Annotated in this window: 20 protein-coding genes and 1 other RNA gene; 8 read left to right on the plus strand and 13 right to left on the minus strand. The window is 58.3% G+C overall.

From position 1 onward, the window contains the following. Positions 1-13 precede the first annotated feature (13 nt). The 5 genes from J9789_RS01055 to J9789_RS01075 all read right to left on the minus strand — a co-directional run bounded on the left by J9789_RS01055 (position 14) and on the right by J9789_RS01075 (position 4320). Positions 14-1870, minus strand: coding sequence for an ATP-dependent DNA helicase (locus J9789_RS01055; RefSeq protein WP_245184982.1), 1857 nt, complete (start codon positions 1868-1870; stop codon positions 14-16). A gap of 478 nt (positions 1871-2348) precedes the next feature. Continuing rightward, positions 2349-2825, minus strand: a complete 477-nt coding sequence (locus tag J9789_RS01060) for a sigma-70 family RNA polymerase sigma factor (protein ID WP_209341412.1) — start codon at positions 2823-2825, stop codon at positions 2349-2351. A gap of 246 nt (positions 2826-3071) precedes the next feature. Beyond that, positions 3072-3272 carry a hypothetical protein gene (locus tag J9789_RS01065; RefSeq protein WP_209341414.1) on the minus strand — a complete coding sequence of 67 codons (201 nt, stop codon included), beginning with the start codon at positions 3270-3272 and terminating at the stop codon, positions 3072-3074. A gap of 53 nt (positions 3273-3325) precedes the next feature. Continuing rightward, positions 3326-3925: an ImmA/IrrE family metallo-endopeptidase gene (locus J9789_RS01070; RefSeq protein ID WP_209341416.1), complete on the minus strand. Its 600-nt coding sequence runs from the start codon at positions 3923-3925 to the stop codon at positions 3326-3328. A 17-nt stretch (positions 3926-3942) separates the two neighbouring features. Continuing rightward, positions 3943-4320, minus strand: a complete 378-nt coding sequence (locus J9789_RS01075) for a helix-turn-helix transcriptional regulator (RefSeq protein WP_209341419.1) — start codon at positions 4318-4320, stop codon at positions 3943-3945. Between the two features lie 275 nt (positions 4321-4595). Here J9789_RS01075 and J9789_RS01080 point away from each other — a divergent pair, with 275 nt between their 5' ends. Both J9789_RS01080 and J9789_RS01085 read left to right on the plus strand, forming a co-directional pair. Next, entirely contained in the window at positions 4596-4835 is a 240-nt protein-coding gene (locus J9789_RS01080; RefSeq protein ID WP_209341422.1) for a hypothetical protein, read from the plus strand. A 20-nt stretch (positions 4836-4855) separates the two neighbouring features. Beyond that, positions 4856-6493, plus strand: a complete 1638-nt coding sequence (locus tag J9789_RS01085; protein ID WP_209341423.1) for a recombinase family protein — start codon at positions 4856-4858, stop codon at positions 6491-6493. Between the two features lie 100 nt (positions 6494-6593). On the opposite strand, the gene J9789_RS01090 is transcribed toward J9789_RS01085, so the two are convergent. The 5 genes from J9789_RS01090 to J9789_RS01110 all read right to left on the minus strand — a co-directional run bounded on the left by J9789_RS01090 (position 6594) and on the right by J9789_RS01110 (position 11914). Next, a complete protein-coding gene (locus tag J9789_RS01090) occupies positions 6594-7421 on the minus strand; it encodes a hypothetical protein (RefSeq protein ID WP_209341425.1) in 828 nt (275 codons plus the stop codon). Positions 7422-7458: 37 nt separating this feature from the next. Then, entirely contained in the window at positions 7459-8793 is a 1335-nt protein-coding gene (locus tag J9789_RS01095; RefSeq protein ID WP_209341426.1) for a hypothetical protein, read from the minus strand. Further along, positions 8780-10570 carry an ATP-binding protein gene (locus J9789_RS01100; RefSeq protein WP_209341427.1) on the minus strand — a complete coding sequence of 597 codons (1791 nt, stop codon included), beginning with the start codon at positions 10568-10570 and terminating at the stop codon, positions 8780-8782. The genes J9789_RS01095 and J9789_RS01100 overlap by 14 nt, the downstream gene beginning before the upstream one ends. Before the next feature lie 81 nt (positions 10571-10651). Next, positions 10652-11362 (minus strand): response regulator, encoded by a 711-nt coding sequence (locus J9789_RS01105; protein ID WP_209341429.1) that lies wholly within the window; start codon positions 11360-11362, stop codon positions 10652-10654. A 15-nt stretch (positions 11363-11377) separates the two neighbouring features. After that, complete coding sequence (locus J9789_RS01110; RefSeq protein ID WP_209341431.1) at positions 11378-11914, minus strand: NUDIX hydrolase; 537 nt, start codon at positions 11912-11914, stop codon at positions 11378-11380. 155 nt (positions 11915-12069) lie between these two features. Between J9789_RS01110 and J9789_RS01115 the strand changes: the two genes are divergently transcribed. From J9789_RS01115 to ssrA, 4 genes are all read left to right on the plus strand, one after another. Continuing rightward, positions 12070-12564: an adaptor protein MecA gene (locus J9789_RS01115; protein ID WP_209341434.1), complete on the plus strand. Its 495-nt coding sequence runs from the start codon at positions 12070-12072 to the stop codon at positions 12562-12564. A 62-nt stretch (positions 12565-12626) separates the two neighbouring features. Continuing rightward, positions 12627-13100 carry an SsrA-binding protein SmpB gene (gene smpB / locus J9789_RS01120; protein WP_087336329.1) on the plus strand — a complete coding sequence of 158 codons (474 nt, stop codon included), beginning with the start codon at positions 12627-12629 and terminating at the stop codon, positions 13098-13100. Between the two features lie 43 nt (positions 13101-13143). Further along, positions 13144-13665: a peptidylprolyl isomerase gene (locus tag J9789_RS01125; protein WP_209341436.1), complete on the plus strand. Its 522-nt coding sequence runs from the start codon at positions 13144-13146 to the stop codon at positions 13663-13665. A gap of 65 nt (positions 13666-13730) precedes the next feature. Beyond that, positions 13731-14078, plus strand: a transfer-messenger RNA (tmRNA) gene (gene ssrA / locus J9789_RS01130). 128 nt (positions 14079-14206) lie between these two features. Here ssrA and J9789_RS01135 read toward each other — a convergent pair. The 3 genes from J9789_RS01135 to mobC form a co-directional block, all read right to left on the minus strand. Further along, positions 14207-14392 carry a hypothetical protein gene (locus J9789_RS01135; RefSeq protein ID WP_209342321.1) on the minus strand — a complete coding sequence of 62 codons (186 nt, stop codon included), beginning with the start codon at positions 14390-14392 and terminating at the stop codon, positions 14207-14209. 122 nt (positions 14393-14514) lie between these two features. Continuing rightward, the gene (locus J9789_RS01140) at positions 14515-14907 is read right to left on the minus strand and encodes a replication initiator protein A (protein WP_209341437.1); all 393 of its coding nucleotides are present in this window, start codon (positions 14905-14907) and stop codon (positions 14515-14517) included. A gap of 224 nt (positions 14908-15131) precedes the next feature. After that, positions 15132-15461 carry a plasmid mobilization relaxosome protein MobC gene (gene mobC, locus J9789_RS01145; RefSeq protein ID WP_209341439.1) on the minus strand — a complete coding sequence of 110 codons (330 nt, stop codon included), beginning with the start codon at positions 15459-15461 and terminating at the stop codon, positions 15132-15134. On the opposite strand from mobC, the gene J9789_RS01150 reads away from it, so the two are divergent. Both J9789_RS01150 and J9789_RS01155 read left to right on the plus strand, forming a co-directional pair. Next, the gene (locus J9789_RS01150; protein WP_209341441.1) at positions 15448-15882 is read left to right on the plus strand and encodes a hypothetical protein; all 435 of its coding nucleotides are present in this window, start codon (positions 15448-15450) and stop codon (positions 15880-15882) included. The two genes, mobC and J9789_RS01150, sit on opposite strands and share 14 nt — an antisense overlap. 37 nt (positions 15883-15919) lie before the next feature. After that, the gene (locus J9789_RS01155; RefSeq protein WP_209341442.1) at positions 15920-16123 is read left to right on the plus strand and encodes a DNA-binding protein; all 204 of its coding nucleotides are present in this window, start codon (positions 15920-15922) and stop codon (positions 16121-16123) included. Positions 16124-16213: the final 90 nt, after the last annotated feature.

Raw genomic sequence — 16213 nt, forward strand, 5'->3', positions numbered from 1 at the left:
AAATGCAACAATTTCATCCTGCAGTGGGGATCCGGAAATAGCCGGCCTCCTTGCGCTCATGGTAGAACTGTTCCACTGTCCGCAGGTTCCCTGTCACCGGCATCTCCGGCAGGGCCTCCGCCATGCTCTGAAAATATCTCCGGCCGAGGGCGGCGCGGGGATCCAGAACAGCGACGACACAGGTGTCCGTTTCCGTACGGATAGCCCGGCCAAAACCCTGCCGCAGTTTGATCTGCATTTCCGGGACAACAACGGAGCGCAGGAACTCCCGCAGGTTCGGGTAGTCCTTTCGCTCTTTTTCTTTTACAGCGTCCGGGTAGGCAAAGGGCAGGCGCGGGATGATGAGCAGGGACACACCGTCGCCAGCGAAGTCCAGCCCCTCCCATGCCGCGCCGGTGGCCAGCAGGATACTGCCGGGGGCGGCGCGAAAGGCTGTCAGAGTGCGGGCTGGGCACCGCCCCATCGTAAATACAGGAAAGGGCAGCGCTGCAGCCTGCAGCCGTTCCTTGACAGCAGACATGGCGAGATAGGATGTGAACATCACCAGAGCGTGGCCATGGGATGCCACCGCCAGTTGCCGGATCTGTGCAGCCAGCCGGTCATAGTAGTCCGCCGTGTCCAGTGGGATCGGATCTTGTGGTAGATAAAGGAGGCAGTTGCGCTGATAGTCAAAGGGGGACGGACACACAGTTTCTGTCACGAGCCGCTCGCCTGTCAGGCCGGCGGCGGTGCGGAAACGGCTGAAATCCTTCCCAACAGCAAGGGTGCCGGAAGAAAGGACAATGGGCTGTTCCCGCCGCCAAAGCGTGGCCTGGAGCTGCGCGGTCAGTTCTGCCACTGTGCCGCACAGCATGGCCCCGCCGTGGTCATTGTCTGCTGCGTAGAAAATCATTTCAGGATTCCCTAAATAAAAGAGGGATACTGTGGAGGCGACGGCAGACAGAAGACGCCAGGTTTCCTTGGTCAGCAGACCCTCCAGCTGTCGGCAGACCACTGTCAGGACTTGATGCGGCCGTTCCAGGAACATCTGGTAGGCATCAAATCCAGCCCCTTCTTCCACTGGAACTGACAGTTTTTCCGTCAGCGGCGCCACAGCTTCGGAGAGCAGTTCCGCTGCGAGGACATACCGCTCCACATGTAAACTGCGAACCAGCTCTGCAAAGTCCTGAGCCTTCAGCGTCACGCCAAACATCTGCCGGGCAGTTTCCGGCAGTTTGTGGGCCTCATCTATGATGATGGCTGCGCTGTCTGGAAGAATGGTTTTTTTCTTTTGGCTGCGGTGGATAAGATCTGCCATCAGGAGGTTGTGGTTACAGATCTGGACCGTATACTGTCCGCTCTGGCAGGTGTCCAGAAAGCAGTGATACCGGCAGTCCTTCAGCCGGCACCTGCACCGCTGCGGAACACAGATCCGCTCCCTGTCATAACTGCTCATCCCAGACATCTGGTCCAGATCCAGCACGTGCCGTGCGGCGTGCAGGGCTTGGTGGGCGGCGGGATTTTTATGGCTGCCCTCCACCTGCCGGATCCGCCGTTCCAATCGGGCGTCACAGGCGTAGTGGGCCTTGCCCTTACGGATGACTGCCTCGATGGGTGCAGAGATCAGTTCCGCAGACAGCAGTACACCAGACAGAAGGGGCAGATATTCCTTCTGGATGGCATTCTGCAAAGCGATACTGGAAGTGGAAATCAGGATAGGCCGCTGCGGCTTGCCCTCTGCCGCCCGGCACTTGCCCAGCAGGATGCCGGCAGTCAGGTAAGCGAAGGTCTTGCCGATGCCGGTCCCAGCGTCGCATAGGGCGATGCCGCCGTCCAGCATGGTGTTCAGGATGCTGTGGCATAACCGGATCTGTTCCGGACGCTCCGTCATGCCCCTTCGAGGCAGTAGGGTTTTGAAAATATAGTCAATTTACTCATGGGCCTTTTCATGGGTATATTTCTTCATGGATACTTCCGTCCTTTTATCTTTTTTTCGTGTTCCCATCGCATTCGCACTCGCCCTCCGATGGGTTTGGGAACAATGCGGGCAGACCCCTGACAGGAGGGCCTCACGGGCATGTTTCCGGGATCTCTACTGCTTTCAATCCCAGAGCAGCGCCGCCTGTCTTACGCGCAGGCCGTGCTTGGTGTGTCATTATTTGAGCCGTCCCATCTCTTGCCCGGCCTGTCAGGGCCGGCCACAGGCTGAATCGCTCGCCGGCCGTTTGGACCGGGTCCTGGCGCGCGCTATGGGGTGGGTGCGGCTGCGTGTTACCCGCATTGCTGGTATGCACTTTTCAAGGAACAGTGGAGGGGGAGGTGTTTTCCCCCTTCACTTTCCTCCCGAAAAAAACGCCAAGTGAATACCCTCACGCCGCAAATTTTTCAAAATACTTTTTCAGATCCTTCAGAATCCGATCCCGGCGCTTGATGACGGCCCGCTGGGTAATGCCCAGACGCCGGGCGTATTCTCTGGTGGAGAGGCGGTTGTAGAACAGCGCGATGATGAGCTGCCTGTCACGATCCTCCAACGAGAGAAGGGCGGCCAGAAGCATGCTGGACATCTCCTGCCGCAGACAACAGTCCTCCGCGCTGGGTGACATTTCTTCGCCCACATAGTCCGGCAAAACGCCGTCCTCTGCCATCTGTTCCAGAGAGAGCTGCTGACCTCCAGCAGGAACGTCCTCGCTGAGATACCGCTCCCGACGATCCATCCGGGCATAGGCAGAGAACACATCCTCCGGGACGGATACGTCTATGCCGTCTACCGTAATGATATGGTCGACAACTTCGCCCTTGTCGTCACAAATTTTCCTGTAGTTCCGATTTTCCTGCCATTTTTTCATAGTTTTGATCTCCAATCTCAGATTTTTTGGGGAAATTTCTGAGTTGGCGATCATGGGTATTTCGCTATGTAGGGCTGCCAAAAATTCCGCATTTCAAGCCTTTCCGCCGCCCTGCCGCGGAAAAGGCGCAAAAAAAGAGCCTTACAGCACAGCAGAACTGCTGCCTGTAAGGCTCCGAACGCGGTAGATCCCGCTTTTTATGCGGGCGGTTGGTGCGCTTGACGAGGTCGATACTCTATTTTCATTTTAGGAATATCCGGTCTTTTCAAAGGAGATGCCGATCTGTAGCCCACATTTGGGACACTTGGAGAACAATTCCGCCTTGTCCGCATGCTCCGGGCCGTAGAGACGCAGACGCCCCGGATCCACGCCGGCCGCAGCGTCGATCACACGCCCACGGCCGCACACAGGGCAGCGCACCGCTTGGGTTCTTTTTACTTGTTGCATGGCGTTCCTCCTACAAAGTGTTCTCTGTTTTGAGAACAGCGTAGTAAAAAATTTTACAGCAAATGGTGGTTGGTGAGACGGATCCGCATGGCCTGGCGGGATACCTGAAACACCTCCGACATGGCCTGAACAATGGCCTGATTGTCACGGCCAGCCCGCATTTGATAAAAACACCGTTTCACCATAGGCATGGGCATGAGCAAGGCGGACCCAAGCATATTCGCCTGGATCTCCATACTGGTTTCCTTGACGGCAGGCTGCAGCGCCGCGCTCTCTCCAGTACCAACATACAGCCCCTTATGCAGGATCCAGTGGGACAGTTCATGGGCCTCAGTAAACCGCAGTCGGCCGGTGCTGGATTCTTCTTCACACAGCGAGGCATCTATGAGAATCGTACCGGCTTTCACCGGGAACAGGGTATACTTGCCCAGTTCCATATCATATACGGCCTCCAGACCGGTATCGAACACGGTTTTTCCCAGAATGCGGCCATTTTTGCGGAGGTATTGGAACTCCAGCGTCAGACCATGGCGCTCGATAAGATCCTCGATGGGAATGGCGCAAGGCTGACCGCGGTAGAGGCGCTCATCGTAGGCATCCAGCACACGCCGTGCGATGCCCTCCATCGTCTGCTCTGTATAATACTTCCGCATGGGCTTGTCCCCCTTTTTCAGTTGCCCGGTTTCTCCCGCCGGGTAATGCGGTCTATAAATTCCTGCCATTCCTCGTCTGTGGCGTCCACTTCCTTGGCTGTCCGTAGGGCAGCCCGGACGATATCCCGTTCCATAATGTACTCTGGCAAGTCCGCGGACACCCGCTGCGTTCTGGATTTGGCAGCCAGATCCAGCAGAAGTTCGGCATCTGCCTGGCATAGTCCCAGAATTTCAATGAGGTGGTTTAATTTCTCTCTGGTGGGCGCCGGCCTCCGGTCATTCTCGATGTTGCTCATATAGACCGGAGATACCTCCAACTGTGCCGCCAGAGCGCGTAGGGACAGTCCGCGGGCCATTCGTTTCTCCCGCACATAACTGCCGAATGTCTGCTCCATTGCGGTGTGCCTCCTATCTGTTCTCTGTTTTGAGAACGACTGCTCTTAGTATACACGCATACCTGCCTCCGTACAAGAGGGGGCTGGGAACATGTCCCCCACCGGGGACATGTTCTTTTTTTGATTGGACATGGGTATTCGCTCGGCCTTTTTTTCGGGAGGAAGATGAAGGGGGAGTTTTCTTTTCGGGCATGAACTTAAGACTGGGTTTGGCAATGCTGCCGGACCCAATTCGCCGTTTTCTGGCCCCTCATATTCTGTAGAGGAGGGACGCAATGCCCAAAATCATTCCCATGCCCGGCAGGGCGGAAAAAGTTGTAGCCGAGCGCGACCAGTTGAGTCACGGACGGCTGATCCATGTGGTTTCTGTGTTCCCCACGGATGGCACCTGTTCGCCGGAGGAAAAACTGAAAATGTTCATTGACATGGACCTCAAAAATTCACACACAGTTTCGGAAAGGGGTGGACAAACCACCCCGTCAGAGGTAACATCACACAAACTCTGGATGGTTTGACTGGAGAAAAGGAGGATCGCATGAAGCAGTCAAACCAAGGAAAAATCACCGCTCTGTACTGTCGCCTGAGTCAGGACGATGGTCTGGACGGGGAGTCTAACAGTATCCAAAACCAAAAGCGAATATTAGAGCAGTACGCCATCGACCACCACTTTCCCAACACCCAGTTCTATGTGGATGATGGATACTCTGGAGCCAGTTTCAACCGGCCGGATTTCCAACGCATGATGTCCGACATGGAGGACGGCAGAATTGGGATTATCATTACCAAGGATCTCAGCCGTCTGGGGCGTAACCAGCTGCATACTGGCCTGTACATTGAGGAACGGTTCCCACAGTTCGGCGTCCGTTACATTGCCATCAATGACAATGTGGACACAGAAAACGCCGAGAGCAACGACCTGATGCCCTTCAAAAACCTGTTCAACGAATGGTTTGTGCGGGACACCAGCCGGAAGATCCGGGCGGTCCAGCGGGCCAAGGCTCAGCGCGGGGAGCGTCTGGGGACACGGGCGCCCTATGGCTACAAAAAGGATGAGAACGCCAAGGGGAAACTCATTGTGGACGAGGAGGCTGCTGCTGTGGTGCGCCGTATCTTCGCTCTCTGTGCCGCCGGTCGCGGGCCGAGCCAGATAGCCAAACAGTTGAAGGCTGAACGTGTGCTTTGTCCGGCGGTTTATACCTACTGCAAGTTCGGATCCGGCCATACCTGTCTGGATCTGTCCCAGCCCTATAACTGGTCTAACAGCACCATCGCCAACATCCTGGAAAATGAAGCCTACCTTGGGAACACAGTCAACATGAAGTTCACCACGAAATCCTATAAAGACAAACGGTATGTACAGCATCCCAGGGAAGAGTGCTTGGTGTTTGAGGGAACTCATCCGGCGCTGATCACGCAGGAGGTTTGGGATATCGTCCAGCGGGTACGGCAGCACAAACGGCGGCGCACCAACATGGACGAGCAGAACAAGTATTCTGGGCTGGTAGTATGCGCCGACTGCGGCTCCACGATGGTCTTGCATCGGGCACACACAATGTCCGCCTCCTACAACCACTTCACCTGCCGCACCTACAAGAAGGAAGGCGCTGAGGTTTGCACAGCCCACTACATACGGGAGTGTATCCTGGATGAAGTTGTGCTGGAGGATATCCGCAGGGTAACGGCGATGGCGAGGGAGCATACCCAAGAGTTCGCTACCTACATCTGCGACCGGCAGTCTGCCGAACTGCGGCGGGAAATCCGAAAGCAGGAAACAGAGTTTGCAGACATGAGAAAACGCGAGGCAGAATTGGAGGCTATATTCAAGCGGCTGTATGAGGACTCGGTGCTGGGGCGCATCACCACGGAGCAGTTCCAGACCCTCTCTGCCAGTTATGTGGCGGAACAAGAGCAACTGAAAACCACCATCCCGCAGAAGGCGCAGGCTATCACCAAACTGAAAGCCACGGTATCCGGCGCAGACAACTTCATTGCCAGAGCAAAACGCTATACTGACATTCAGGAACTGACGCCGGAGCTTCTGCGGCTGTTCATTCAGAAAATCGTAGTGCATGAGAAGGATGTGAAATGGTCCAAGCACGCAAGGCAGACCGTGGAGATCCATTACACGGACATTGGCGTGGTTGGGAACCTGAACATCTCCCAAAGTGCATAAAGGAACAGGCAGGTGCTGCCAATGCAACACCTGCCTATCCTTAAAATTTGTAGTTGTCCTTATGAGGCCGGACATAAGCCGCTCCCTTTTTTATGCGTTTTTATTCCAGCGGGGTAAACTCGCCGGTGACCGCGTTCACATAGTAGGTGCCGGTGTCGGTGAGGAACCGCCACACCGGGGTGAGCTGGATCTGCCGGGTGGTGTTGCTGGAGGTCAGGTAGCCGGCGGTCATGTCGTCGATGCGGCTGCACACGTAGCCGCCCTCGTTGATGCCGGCCAGGAACTGGACCAGGATGGTGGTGGTGGACAGCAGCTTAGTATTGGAGGACGCCGTTACCGTGCCGTCCAGCCGCTGGCCTTCCACCCGGATCAGGTCCTCCCCCTGCCAGTAGAGACTGACCGAGCAGGAGAAGAGGGGACTGCCGTCCCAGCTCTGGCAGTAGGTGAGCAGGGCGTCCGAGCCGTTCATCTCCAGATCTTCCAGGGTCCCCGTAAAGCCCATGGCCTCCAGACAGGCCTGGCTGGCCTCATCATAGTCCTCACCGCTCTCCAGGGTGCGGACGCCGGGCTGCAGGGAGATGGTAAAGCTGCCGTTCATGGAGAACTCGGCGGTGCCCCCCTCGCCGGCGTAGCGGGGACGCACCTCGCTCTCGCCCTGGAGGGTGACTTCACCCAGCAGGGCGGCGGCCACGGCGGCCTCGCTGTCCCGGTCCCGGTTCACGGTCACCAGGGGGAGGGACAGGTCCTCCGGTACCTCATCCAGTCCGAAGGTGATGCCGCCCTTCTCCAGAACCTCCTGAACGGCCTGCAGGGTCTCCTCCCGGTAGCGGTGGTCACGGCTCTCCTGGCTGCCCACCAGCAGCAGGAGAATGACGTTGACGCACACCAGCATCAGCAGGATCACATTTTTCAGCTTTGACCATTCCATAGGAACCTCTCACTCCTGCCTGCCGGAAATGCAAATGTTATTTGGCCACCCAGTCGGCCTGGACGGTCTCGCCGCCGGTATCGCTGTAGCAGAGCACCAGCTCCCGCTCCTCAGGCTGGAGGGCCTCCAGGGCGGCGGCGGCCTGCCGCTCCGGCAGGACCAGGCTGGTCTGCCCCGCGTCCTCGTAGCGGCGGAACCGGAGGGTGAAGGCGGTGATCTGTCCGTCCCGGATGGTGAATTGGGCGGCACAGGCGCCGCCGGAGAGACTGACCTCCGTGCCGTTGAGGCAGTAGCCGTAGGAGACCTCCACGCCCTCCTCCGTCTGCTCCACGCCCATGAGATAGATGCGGGCGGCGGAGCAGTAGCGGCCCACCGTGTCGGCGGCCAGGCGGCGGGTGGTCTCAATCACTTCGGTCACGTCGCTGTCGCCCACCGGGTAGCGGGAGGCGGTGTCCTCCGCAGTGCTGTATACCACCGTGCCGTCCCGGTTGATCTCCAGAGTCTCCTGCCCTTCCCGGATGCGGATGCCGTTGGGGATGGGGTAGGAGGCGGTCTGGAAGGACAGAGCCTCCTGCAGCTCAGCAATCAGACTGTCCTCCAGGTTGGACAGGGGATTGGAAGCACGGTAGACGGTGGGTGTGGGGGTGGAGGCGGAGATGAGCACATAGGGGTCCAGCCCTTCATAGCCGCTGTCCTCTCCCAACTCAAAGGCAAAGAGGATGCCGTTGCCGCCGTAGTCGCTGATGAGTTCATCCATGTGGCCGGTATAGGCCACTGCCGTCTCGCAGGCATAATACAGGCCGTCACTTTCATTATGATAGTACAGCCGCACGCTCTTCTCATCCAGCGCCACCGCGATCTGCCGGGCGGAGCCGGACAGGGCACGGTTGGCGCTCCCCTCGCCGGTCCAGGCGCTGAGGGTCTCCAGGGGGATGTTCCCCAGGAAGTCGAACCACACGCCGGGGGACTGGAGGGCGGCCTGCCAGTCATCCTCTGTGATCTCCACGGGGGTCTTGGCGCTGGTCAGGGCCTCGCCCAGCAGGATGCCCAGGCTGTCATACAGTTTGTCGGTCTGAGCGGCGTTGTACTGAATGGCGTAGCGGTTGACGCCGTCATACACGGCGATACGCACCGGCCGGGCGGCGGCGGTGAGCTGACTGCTGCCGCCGGGATCGGGGGTTGTGTCAGACTCCTGGGGCTGAAACAGGGAGACCACCGACCCCAGAATGCCCTGGGAGCCGGAGACCACCTCGTTCTGCACCAGGGCCCGGAGGGTCAGATAGACGGCGGAAAGGGAGAGCAGCACGATCAGGATGCTCTTGAGCCGCTCCACCCCGCGGTTGCGGCGGCGTCTGGACTTACTCCTTTCCATGGCGCGGTCCCTCCGTCAGCAGGGTGATGCGTACCGTCAGGCCGGGACCGGGCCGGTCCAGCAGCTCGATGACGCCCTCGTGGCGGTCGATGATCTCCTTGGCGATGGAGAGGCCCAGGCCGGTGCCGCCGGACTCCCGGGAGCGGGCCTTGTCCACCCGGTAGAAGCGTTCAAAAATGCGGCCCCGGTCGGCCTCGGGAATGCCGATGCCGTTGTCGGCCACCTCCATCCACACCTTGCCCGGCCACTGGCCGGCGGAGATGCGGATGTGGCCGCCGTCGGGGGTGTACTTGATGGAGTTGGATACGATGTTCATCATCACCTGCACGATGCGCTCCCGGTCGCCCACGATGTCGGGCAGAGTGGCGGGGAGCTTCAGCTCCACCTGATGGCCGTGGCGCTGGGCCTCCATCAGAATGGCGTTGTATACGTCCTGCACCGCCTGCCCGAAGGAGAAGGGGGCCAGCTTCAGCTCCGACCGACCGGAATCGAACCGGGACAGGGTGAGCAGGTCCTGAACGATGTGGGTCATGCGGTCGGACTCGTTGAGGATGACCCCCAGGAAGTTCTTTTCCATGTCGGGGGGCAGTTCTCCGGCGTTGTCCGCCAGGGTCTCGGCGTAGGAGCGGATGTTGGTCAGGGGGGTGCGCAGCTCGTGGGACACGTTGGCCACAAACTCCCGGCGCATCTCCTCGGTCTTGTGCTGCTCGGTGACGTCGTGGATCACCACCAGCACGCCGCCCAGCCGCTCCTGGTCAAAGGGGGTGAGCAGCAGCTCCAGGCTCTTGCCGCCCACGTTGCGCACGCCGTCCAGATAGCCGGGGGACTCCACCGCCAGCACCCCCTGGAGGGGGGCGATGTCGGAGAAGAGGGTGTCGTAGTTGACGCTGCCGCCGATGGGAATGGCCATCCCCAGCAGCTCCTCGGCGGCGGGGTTGGACTGGATCACCGCGCCGTCCCGGGCAAAGGCCACCACGCCGTCGGTCATGTGGAGGAAGAGGGTGCCCAGCTTGTTGCGCTCGTTCTCCACCTCTTCCAGGGTCTGGTGGAGCTGCCGGGCCATGTCGTTGAAGGTGCCGGTGAGAATACCGATCTCATCCCGGGAGGCCACCTCCAGCTTCTGGGAGAAGTCGCCGTTGGCCACCCGCTCCGCGCCCTCGGTGAGCCGCTCAATGGGGGTGATGAGGGTCTTGGACAGCAGGAAGGAGAGCAGCACCGAAATCACCAGGCCGAAGACCAGAGCCTCCACAATGAGGGTGATGAGCTCGCTGTTCAGGGCGGCGGCGTTGGTGCCGTCGTCCCGGACGTAGATGATGTACCGCTGGCCGCCCCGCTGGACCGCCACCGCCACATCCATGTAGGAGGCGGAGGGGGTGCTGTCGTCGCTCTTCTCCTCCCCGGCCAGGACCCGCATCAGGTTGCGGGAATCCATGTCCAGAGGTTCATCGGCGTCCTGGTCGTCGGAGCCCGCCAGCCAGTGGCCGTCGGAGCCGTCCAGTACGTAGTACTTCCGGCTGCGGTTGTCCACGCCCAGGGTGCCGTTGTAGGTGTTCAAGATCTCGGCGATGCTGGCCGCTCCGTCCTCCTCGCCGGGGGTGGGGGTGGTCAGGTCGGACCAGAATACCTCGTCCTGGAAGGCCTCAGACATCTGGGTGTAGAAGTCCTGGGTGTAGTAATTGGCCACAGAGTTGATGAGGAATGCGCCCACAACGGTCATCAGCAGAATGATGAGCAGCGTCATGATGAGCATGAGCTTCATGTGCAGGCTGCGGAACATACTGTGGACCACTCCTCTCTTGTCAGAATCAAAGTTGGGGCGGGCAGGGACGGCCGCCCCGGCCCGCCGGACTTGGTTTTATCAGGCGTTGAAGTAATAGCCCAGACCTCTCCGGGTCACGACGAACTGGGGAGAAGCGGGATCGTCCTCCACCTTTTCACGCAGGCGGCGGACAGCCACGTCCACGGCCCGGACGTCACCCACATAGCCCTCGTAGTTCCACACGTGCTCCATGAGAGCCTCACGGGAGAAGACCTTGCCGGGCTGGGCGGCCAGGAACTTGATGAGCTCATATTCCCGCTGGGTCAGGTCCAGGGCCCGGCCGTCCTTGTAGACCATCATCTGGTCGGGGTCAATGGTGATGCGGCCCAGCTCCATCCGGCTGCCGGTGGCGGCGGGGGCGGAGACAGGGGCGCCGTTTACCATCTCGTTGCGCCGGATGTTGGCCTTCACCCGGGCCAGCAGCTCCCGCATGGAGAAGGGCTTGGTGATGTAGTCGTCGGCCCCCAGCTCCAGGCCCAGGACCTTGTCGGTCTCCTCCTCACGGGCGGTGAGCATGATGACGGGGGTGGAGCGGTTTTCCTTGCGCAGGTTGCGGCACACGTCAAAGCCGTCCATCTTGGGCAGCATCAGATCCAGCAGGATCAGATCGGGGTTCTGCTCCAGGGCCAGCTGGAGGCCGGCCTCGCCGTCGTAGGCCTCCAGGGTCTCGTAGCCTTCCTTGCCCAGATTAAAGCTGAGGATGTCAACGATGTTCTTTTCATCCTCCACAATCAAAATACGCTTGCTCATGGTAACCTCCTGTCCTTACAGACCCAGCAGCTGCTTGACCTTCAGCACCAGGGCCACCGTTTTGGCGTCCATAATCTCGCCGGACATCACCTGGTCCACCAGCTGGGAGAAGGGGACCCGCTCCGCGTCCAGAAACTCGTCGTCGTCCGGGTGGCAGGCGCCCTGGGTCAGCTCCTGGGCCAGATACATGTGAAGCACCTCGGTGGAAAATCCGGGGGAGGAGTACAGGCAGCCCAGATAGGTCAGCTTGCCGCAGGTGACGCCCACTTCTTCCTCCAGCTCCCGCAGGGCGGCGGGGCGATGGTCCTCGCCCTTCTCCAGCTTGCCGGCGGGCAGCTCGGTGACCACTTCCTGGAAGGGATAGCGGAATTGCCGCACGATGCTGACTGTGCCGTCGTCAAACAGCGGCAGAATGGCCACCCCGCCGGGGTGCTCCACCACTTCCCGCCGGGCCACGCGGCCGTTGGGCAGCTCCGCCTTGTCCAGCTTCAGGGTGACGATCTTGCCTTCAAAGAGAGTGTCGCTCTCCACGGTCTTTTCCCACAGTTCCATCCGGCGTATCCCCTTTTCTTCAATCGGTTAGGTGCATTATATCATACTTCCAGTTCTTGTGCCACCCTCAGCTTTTCCAATCCCGCCAATCATTACAGCTGTACGCCGCCGGGCGGAACAGCTATAATCAGTTTCATCACATGAGGAGGTAGCCTATGACCATCCAGCCCATCGGCAGCGCCAGCGTTGCCCTGTACATCACCCCCGCCGATCTGAAGGAGCACGGCCTGACCTCCGCGGGCCTCACCCTGGAGCAGGCTCTGGAGCTGACCCGCACCGCCTTCCGCCAGGCGGGCATCGACCTGGAGGGGGCCATTGAGATCGAGGCCTACCCGGAGTCCTGCGGTGTACTGGTGTTTGCCCATGTCCGCGCCCCCGAGCGGTGCTGGTTCTCCTTCGGCAGTTTGGAGGATCTGGCCGCCGCCGCCCGGGCCCTGTCCGATCCCCGGCCGGACGCCGCTCTGCTGTGGTGGGAGGACCGGTGGTGGCTCTCCCTGCCCACCGGGGCGGAGCAGGCCGCCGCCCGCCTCTCGGAGTTCGGCCGCAGCGAGACTCACCGCCCCCATCTGGCGGCCAGCCTGGCCGAGCACGGCCGCACCGTGCTCTCCTCCGACGCCCTCACCGGACTGCTGACCTATTTTCCCGTCTGAGATATTGACAGGTGTGATATAATATATTCTCAAGAGATTTGTCCCGGTTGGGAGGTGGCGGAATGGAGAGTAAGGGCATCAAGATCGTGGCCAAAAACAGCAAGGCCTACCATGACTATTTCATCGAGGATAAGTACGAGGCGGGCATCGAGCTGGCGGGCACCGAGGTCAAATCCATCCGCCAGGGCCACGTCAACCTGAAGGACTCCTTCTGCATCGTCAAGGATGGGGAGATGCATGTCCACGGCATGCACATCAGCCCCTACGAGAAGGGCAATATCTTCAACAAGGACCCTCTGCGGCCCCGCCGCCTGCTGATGCACAAGCGGGAGATCCTGAAACTGTTTGCCAAGGTCAAGCAGGACGGATACGCATTGGTCCCTCTGTCCATCTACTTCCGGGGCTCACGGGTCAAGCTGGAGGTGGGCCTGGCCAAGGGCAAGAAGCTCTATGACAAGCGGGACTCCGCCGCCGCCCGGGATGCCAAGCGGGAGATGGACCGTACCATGAAAGCACACCGCCGCGGCGGTTATTGACAAAGCGGGAGATGGATCTCCCGGAGAAAGGAAGGAAACACACATGGCTCAGAACCCCATTGTGACCTTTGAGATGGAGAACGGCGGCAAGATGGTGGCCGAGCTCTATCCCGAGGTGGCTCCCAACAGCGTGAACAACTTCATCAGCCTGGTGAAGTCCGGCTTTTATAACGGCCTGATCTTCCACCGGGTGATCCCCGGCTTCATGATCCAGGGCGGCTGCCCCCAGGGCACCGGCATGGGCGGCCCCGGCTACTCCATCAAGGGCGAGTTTGCCCACAATGGCGTGAAGAACGACCTGAAGCATGACCGTGGCGTGCTGTCCATGGCCCGCGCCATGCATCCCAACTCCGCCGGCAGCCAGTTCTTCATCATGGTGGAGAAGGCTCCCCACCTGGACGGCGAGTATGCCGCCTTCGGTAAGGTGATCGAGGGCATGGACGTGGCCGACGCCATCGTCAATGTGAAGCGGGACCGGATGGACCGCCCCTACGAGGATCAGCGGATGAAGTCCGTCACCGTGGAGACCTTCGGTGTGGACTACCCGGCTCCTGAGAAGTGCTGAGAGCGACCGAAGCACAGAACTGAACATGTTACCTGCCGCGGCGCGGTTGAACCGCGCCGCTCTACGGGGGCGTACTGGTTTCGACGGGGACGTAGAGGCGGGAATAGCGGGCGGATGTGCCTGACATCCTAAAAACGGGCAACTTATAAATTAAAGAACAACGATAACGTCGTTCTCGCCGCTGCTTAATTAGCGGCCGTCCCGTCCGGAAGGACCACGAGCCGGAACGGGGCGTCGTTTAGTGGTGCACGTGTGTGCGCAAAGCTTTGAGCGCACCATGAACAATGAAGCTACCGAATCTTGAAGTTTGACGGCCTGCGTCAGGATAAGGGAATGTAATCGACCGTCTGCGCCCGGAGAGGTTCCCGAGGAAGCGTTTTCGGACGGGGGTTCGACTCCCCCCGCCTCCACCAAAACAATATAATCCGAACCTTGTGCCGATTGGTCATGGGTTCGGATTTATTGTTTTTATAGAAGAAGTTGAAGACTGGTAATAAAGAAACCGGGAGGACTGCCGATCATGGCAATCCTCCCGGTTTCTTTATGTAGATGCACTGTCTGAAATCTCCTTCTTTGCTTTCCATTCGGCAAATGCCTTTTTGCCACCTTCGCTTTCGTAGTACTTCTGAATTACCGGAAGCAAACTCCGTGCCAGCGATTCAAAGACGTATTCCGGAATTTCGGTTGCATCCACGCTGTTTGGGATATTCGTTTTTTCTGCGTTCACATGGTACCTCCTTTATCGCTTCTGTAGCGCGTATAACCCCATTTTGGCGTTGCTGTAAGGAAAAGATATTCCCCTGTGTTTTCGCGCCGATTGTGGGGCGAAAAATGCCACGTTTTTGACCTTTATCCGAACAATATTGAGCTGCCTTTCTTCGGCCGAATCAGCTTCGCATTAGAGGGATAATTCAGCGTAATCAATGCGGGTTTTCCAAGCCCCTGTTTCTTTCGGCAGATCAAACCGCTGAACTCAAGCTCATGAAATATCCGCGTCGCACATTGTCGGCTGCGGTGCAGCTTCTTCTGCGCCTGTTCCACGGTGAAGTAAATTCGGATGGTGCCGTCAGTTTCAAGAAAACCGTTGACTTTTGAAATGCTCGCCCGATCCAGCATCAGAGCATACAGCACTTTTGCATCGTTGGACAGCCCGGCAAGACTATCCTCCATCAAAAACCGTGGAAACGGTATGTAGGATGCCGACAAGCTCTCGCTTGTAAACTTCAAAAACTTCTGTGACATAATCCTCCTATCCCATCCATCAAAACCAGTATTGATAGGATTGATGGATGACTATATTGAGCGTTGATTTATTTCTTATTGTTTTGGGTATGAATTTCATCCCCTGTGACAGTTTGGAAATCCATGCTCCAAAAATCCGGTTGTGGTACGCTCCGGAGCGTCAGCTTGTCCACCGTCCGGAAAACCGGTGACGGAAAACCCACACATGGAAAATCCCGTTGTGGTCAAAGTTCTTCCCTCTGCCGCGTTTTCAACAGCTCCCAAATTTCGGCCTGCCGCGCTTTCAGTTCGGCAACATCGGCATCGTAAAAATGCCCGGTGCTGTTAATGCGGCGGCAGACGTGGTTGATGTTTGTGGCAATCCTGCTGACAGCGGCAGCTAACTTTTTCTGCTCGGTGTAATCGACCTTGATGATGTACCCGTCAATCAGCATTTTCCGGGCATACGCGCCGAAGTTGCGGGTGCCGAGTTGGTTCATCTTGTGGCGAACCACGCTCAATTCCTGCTCATTCAGGCAGATTTCTTTGCGGATGGGTCGCGTGCGATCCGGCATGATAAAACACTCCTTTCACAATACAACGGACATTTTTTCTCAAAAACTTGGTAGTGGCGAAAAGAAAATTTTGAAGACGAGGGCATTGGCGATTCGTTGCCCCTCACTTTACAACGGACATTTCTTCGTCGAAACGCAGGTATCGAAACAGAAAATTTTCAAAAAATATGCGCTCCTGCTTTTGCGAAAGCGGGAGCGCGTTGTATCTGCGGATATGAGATTTGAGAGAGTAGCAAGCACATCCGGTGTCCGTACACACCGGAAAAATGGGCAGTTCAGCTTTGCGCCTGATCTGCTCATTTTATTGTTGGGGAAGCCCCACACCCCTTTCATGTCTGAATTGAAGATACTTCCTGAGATTTTCCGGAAAGTCCTTGCTTTTATTCGCTTTGACGATTATAATTATACTGTGATTTTGTAAGCAGACGCAGGAATGAACTGCAACAGGAGTACCGCCCATGAAGTATTTATCTATCACGCAAACCGCCGAACGCTGGGGTATCTCCACTCGCCGTATTCAGATTTTGTGCGGCGAGGGGCGCGTTCCCGGTGCGATCCGCATTGGCTCGGTCTGGGGGATTCCAGAGAACGCAGAGAAACCGGCGGACGCGAGAATCAAGAACGGGAAGTATATCAAGAAACCCGCCGAAAACGAAAAATGAGCCGCAGATTATATCAGCGACTCTAACTCGAAATAATGGGGTCTATTCCATCTCGCGGGTGCGAATGGGCGCACTGACCCCTTGTCACGA

It is taken from the genome of Flavonifractor sp. AGMB03687 (assembly GCF_017811815.1).
Classification (GTDB): Bacteria; Bacillota; Clostridia; order Oscillospirales; family Oscillospiraceae; genus Flavonifractor.

What these genes read in the sequence shown, in the direction of transcription:
- J9789_RS01055 (WP_245184982.1), bottom strand. Translation starts at nt 1,870, where the DNA reads ATGACGGAGCGTCCGGAACAGATCCGGTTATGCCACAGCATCCTGAAC.
- J9789_RS01060 (WP_209341412.1), bottom strand. Translation starts at nt 2,825, where the DNA reads ATGAAAAAATGGCAGGAAAATCGGAACTACAGGAAAATTTGTGACGAC.
- J9789_RS01065 (WP_209341414.1), bottom strand. Translation starts at nt 3,272, where the DNA reads ATGCAACAAGTAAAAAGAACCCAAGCGGTGCGCTGCCCTGTGTGCGGC.
- J9789_RS01070 (WP_209341416.1), bottom strand. Translation starts at nt 3,925, where the DNA reads ATGCGGAAGTATTATACAGAGCAGACGATGGAGGGCATCGCACGGCGT.
- J9789_RS01075 (WP_209341419.1), bottom strand. Translation starts at nt 4,320, where the DNA reads ATGGAGCAGACATTCGGCAGTTATGTGCGGGAGAAACGAATGGCCCGC.
- J9789_RS01080 (WP_209341422.1), top strand. Translation starts at nt 4,596, where the DNA reads ATGCCCAAAATCATTCCCATGCCCGGCAGGGCGGAAAAAGTTGTAGCC.
- J9789_RS01085 (WP_209341423.1), top strand. Translation starts at nt 4,856, where the DNA reads ATGAAGCAGTCAAACCAAGGAAAAATCACCGCTCTGTACTGTCGCCTG.
- J9789_RS01090 (WP_209341425.1), bottom strand. Translation starts at nt 7,421, where the DNA reads ATGGAATGGTCAAAGCTGAAAAATGTGATCCTGCTGATGCTGGTGTGC.
- J9789_RS01095 (WP_209341426.1), bottom strand. Translation starts at nt 8,793, where the DNA reads ATGGAAAGGAGTAAGTCCAGACGCCGCCGCAACCGCGGGGTGGAGCGG.
- J9789_RS01100 (WP_209341427.1), bottom strand. Translation starts at nt 10,570, where the DNA reads ATGTTCCGCAGCCTGCACATGAAGCTCATGCTCATCATGACGCTGCTC.
- J9789_RS01105 (WP_209341429.1), bottom strand. Translation starts at nt 11,362, where the DNA reads ATGAGCAAGCGTATTTTGATTGTGGAGGATGAAAAGAACATCGTTGAC.
- J9789_RS01110 (WP_209341431.1), bottom strand. Translation starts at nt 11,914, where the DNA reads ATGGAACTGTGGGAAAAGACCGTGGAGAGCGACACTCTCTTTGAAGGC.
- J9789_RS01115 (WP_209341434.1), top strand. Translation starts at nt 12,070, where the DNA reads ATGACCATCCAGCCCATCGGCAGCGCCAGCGTTGCCCTGTACATCACC.
- smpB (WP_087336329.1), top strand. Translation starts at nt 12,627, where the DNA reads ATGGAGAGTAAGGGCATCAAGATCGTGGCCAAAAACAGCAAGGCCTAC.
- J9789_RS01125 (WP_209341436.1), top strand. Translation starts at nt 13,144, where the DNA reads ATGGCTCAGAACCCCATTGTGACCTTTGAGATGGAGAACGGCGGCAAG.
- J9789_RS01140 (WP_209341437.1), bottom strand. Translation starts at nt 14,907, where the DNA reads ATGTCACAGAAGTTTTTGAAGTTTACAAGCGAGAGCTTGTCGGCATCC.
- mobC (WP_209341439.1), bottom strand. Translation starts at nt 15,461, where the DNA reads ATGCCGGATCGCACGCGACCCATCCGCAAAGAAATCTGCCTGAATGAG.
- J9789_RS01155 (WP_209341442.1), top strand. Translation starts at nt 15,920, where the DNA reads ATGAAGTATTTATCTATCACGCAAACCGCCGAACGCTGGGGTATCTCC.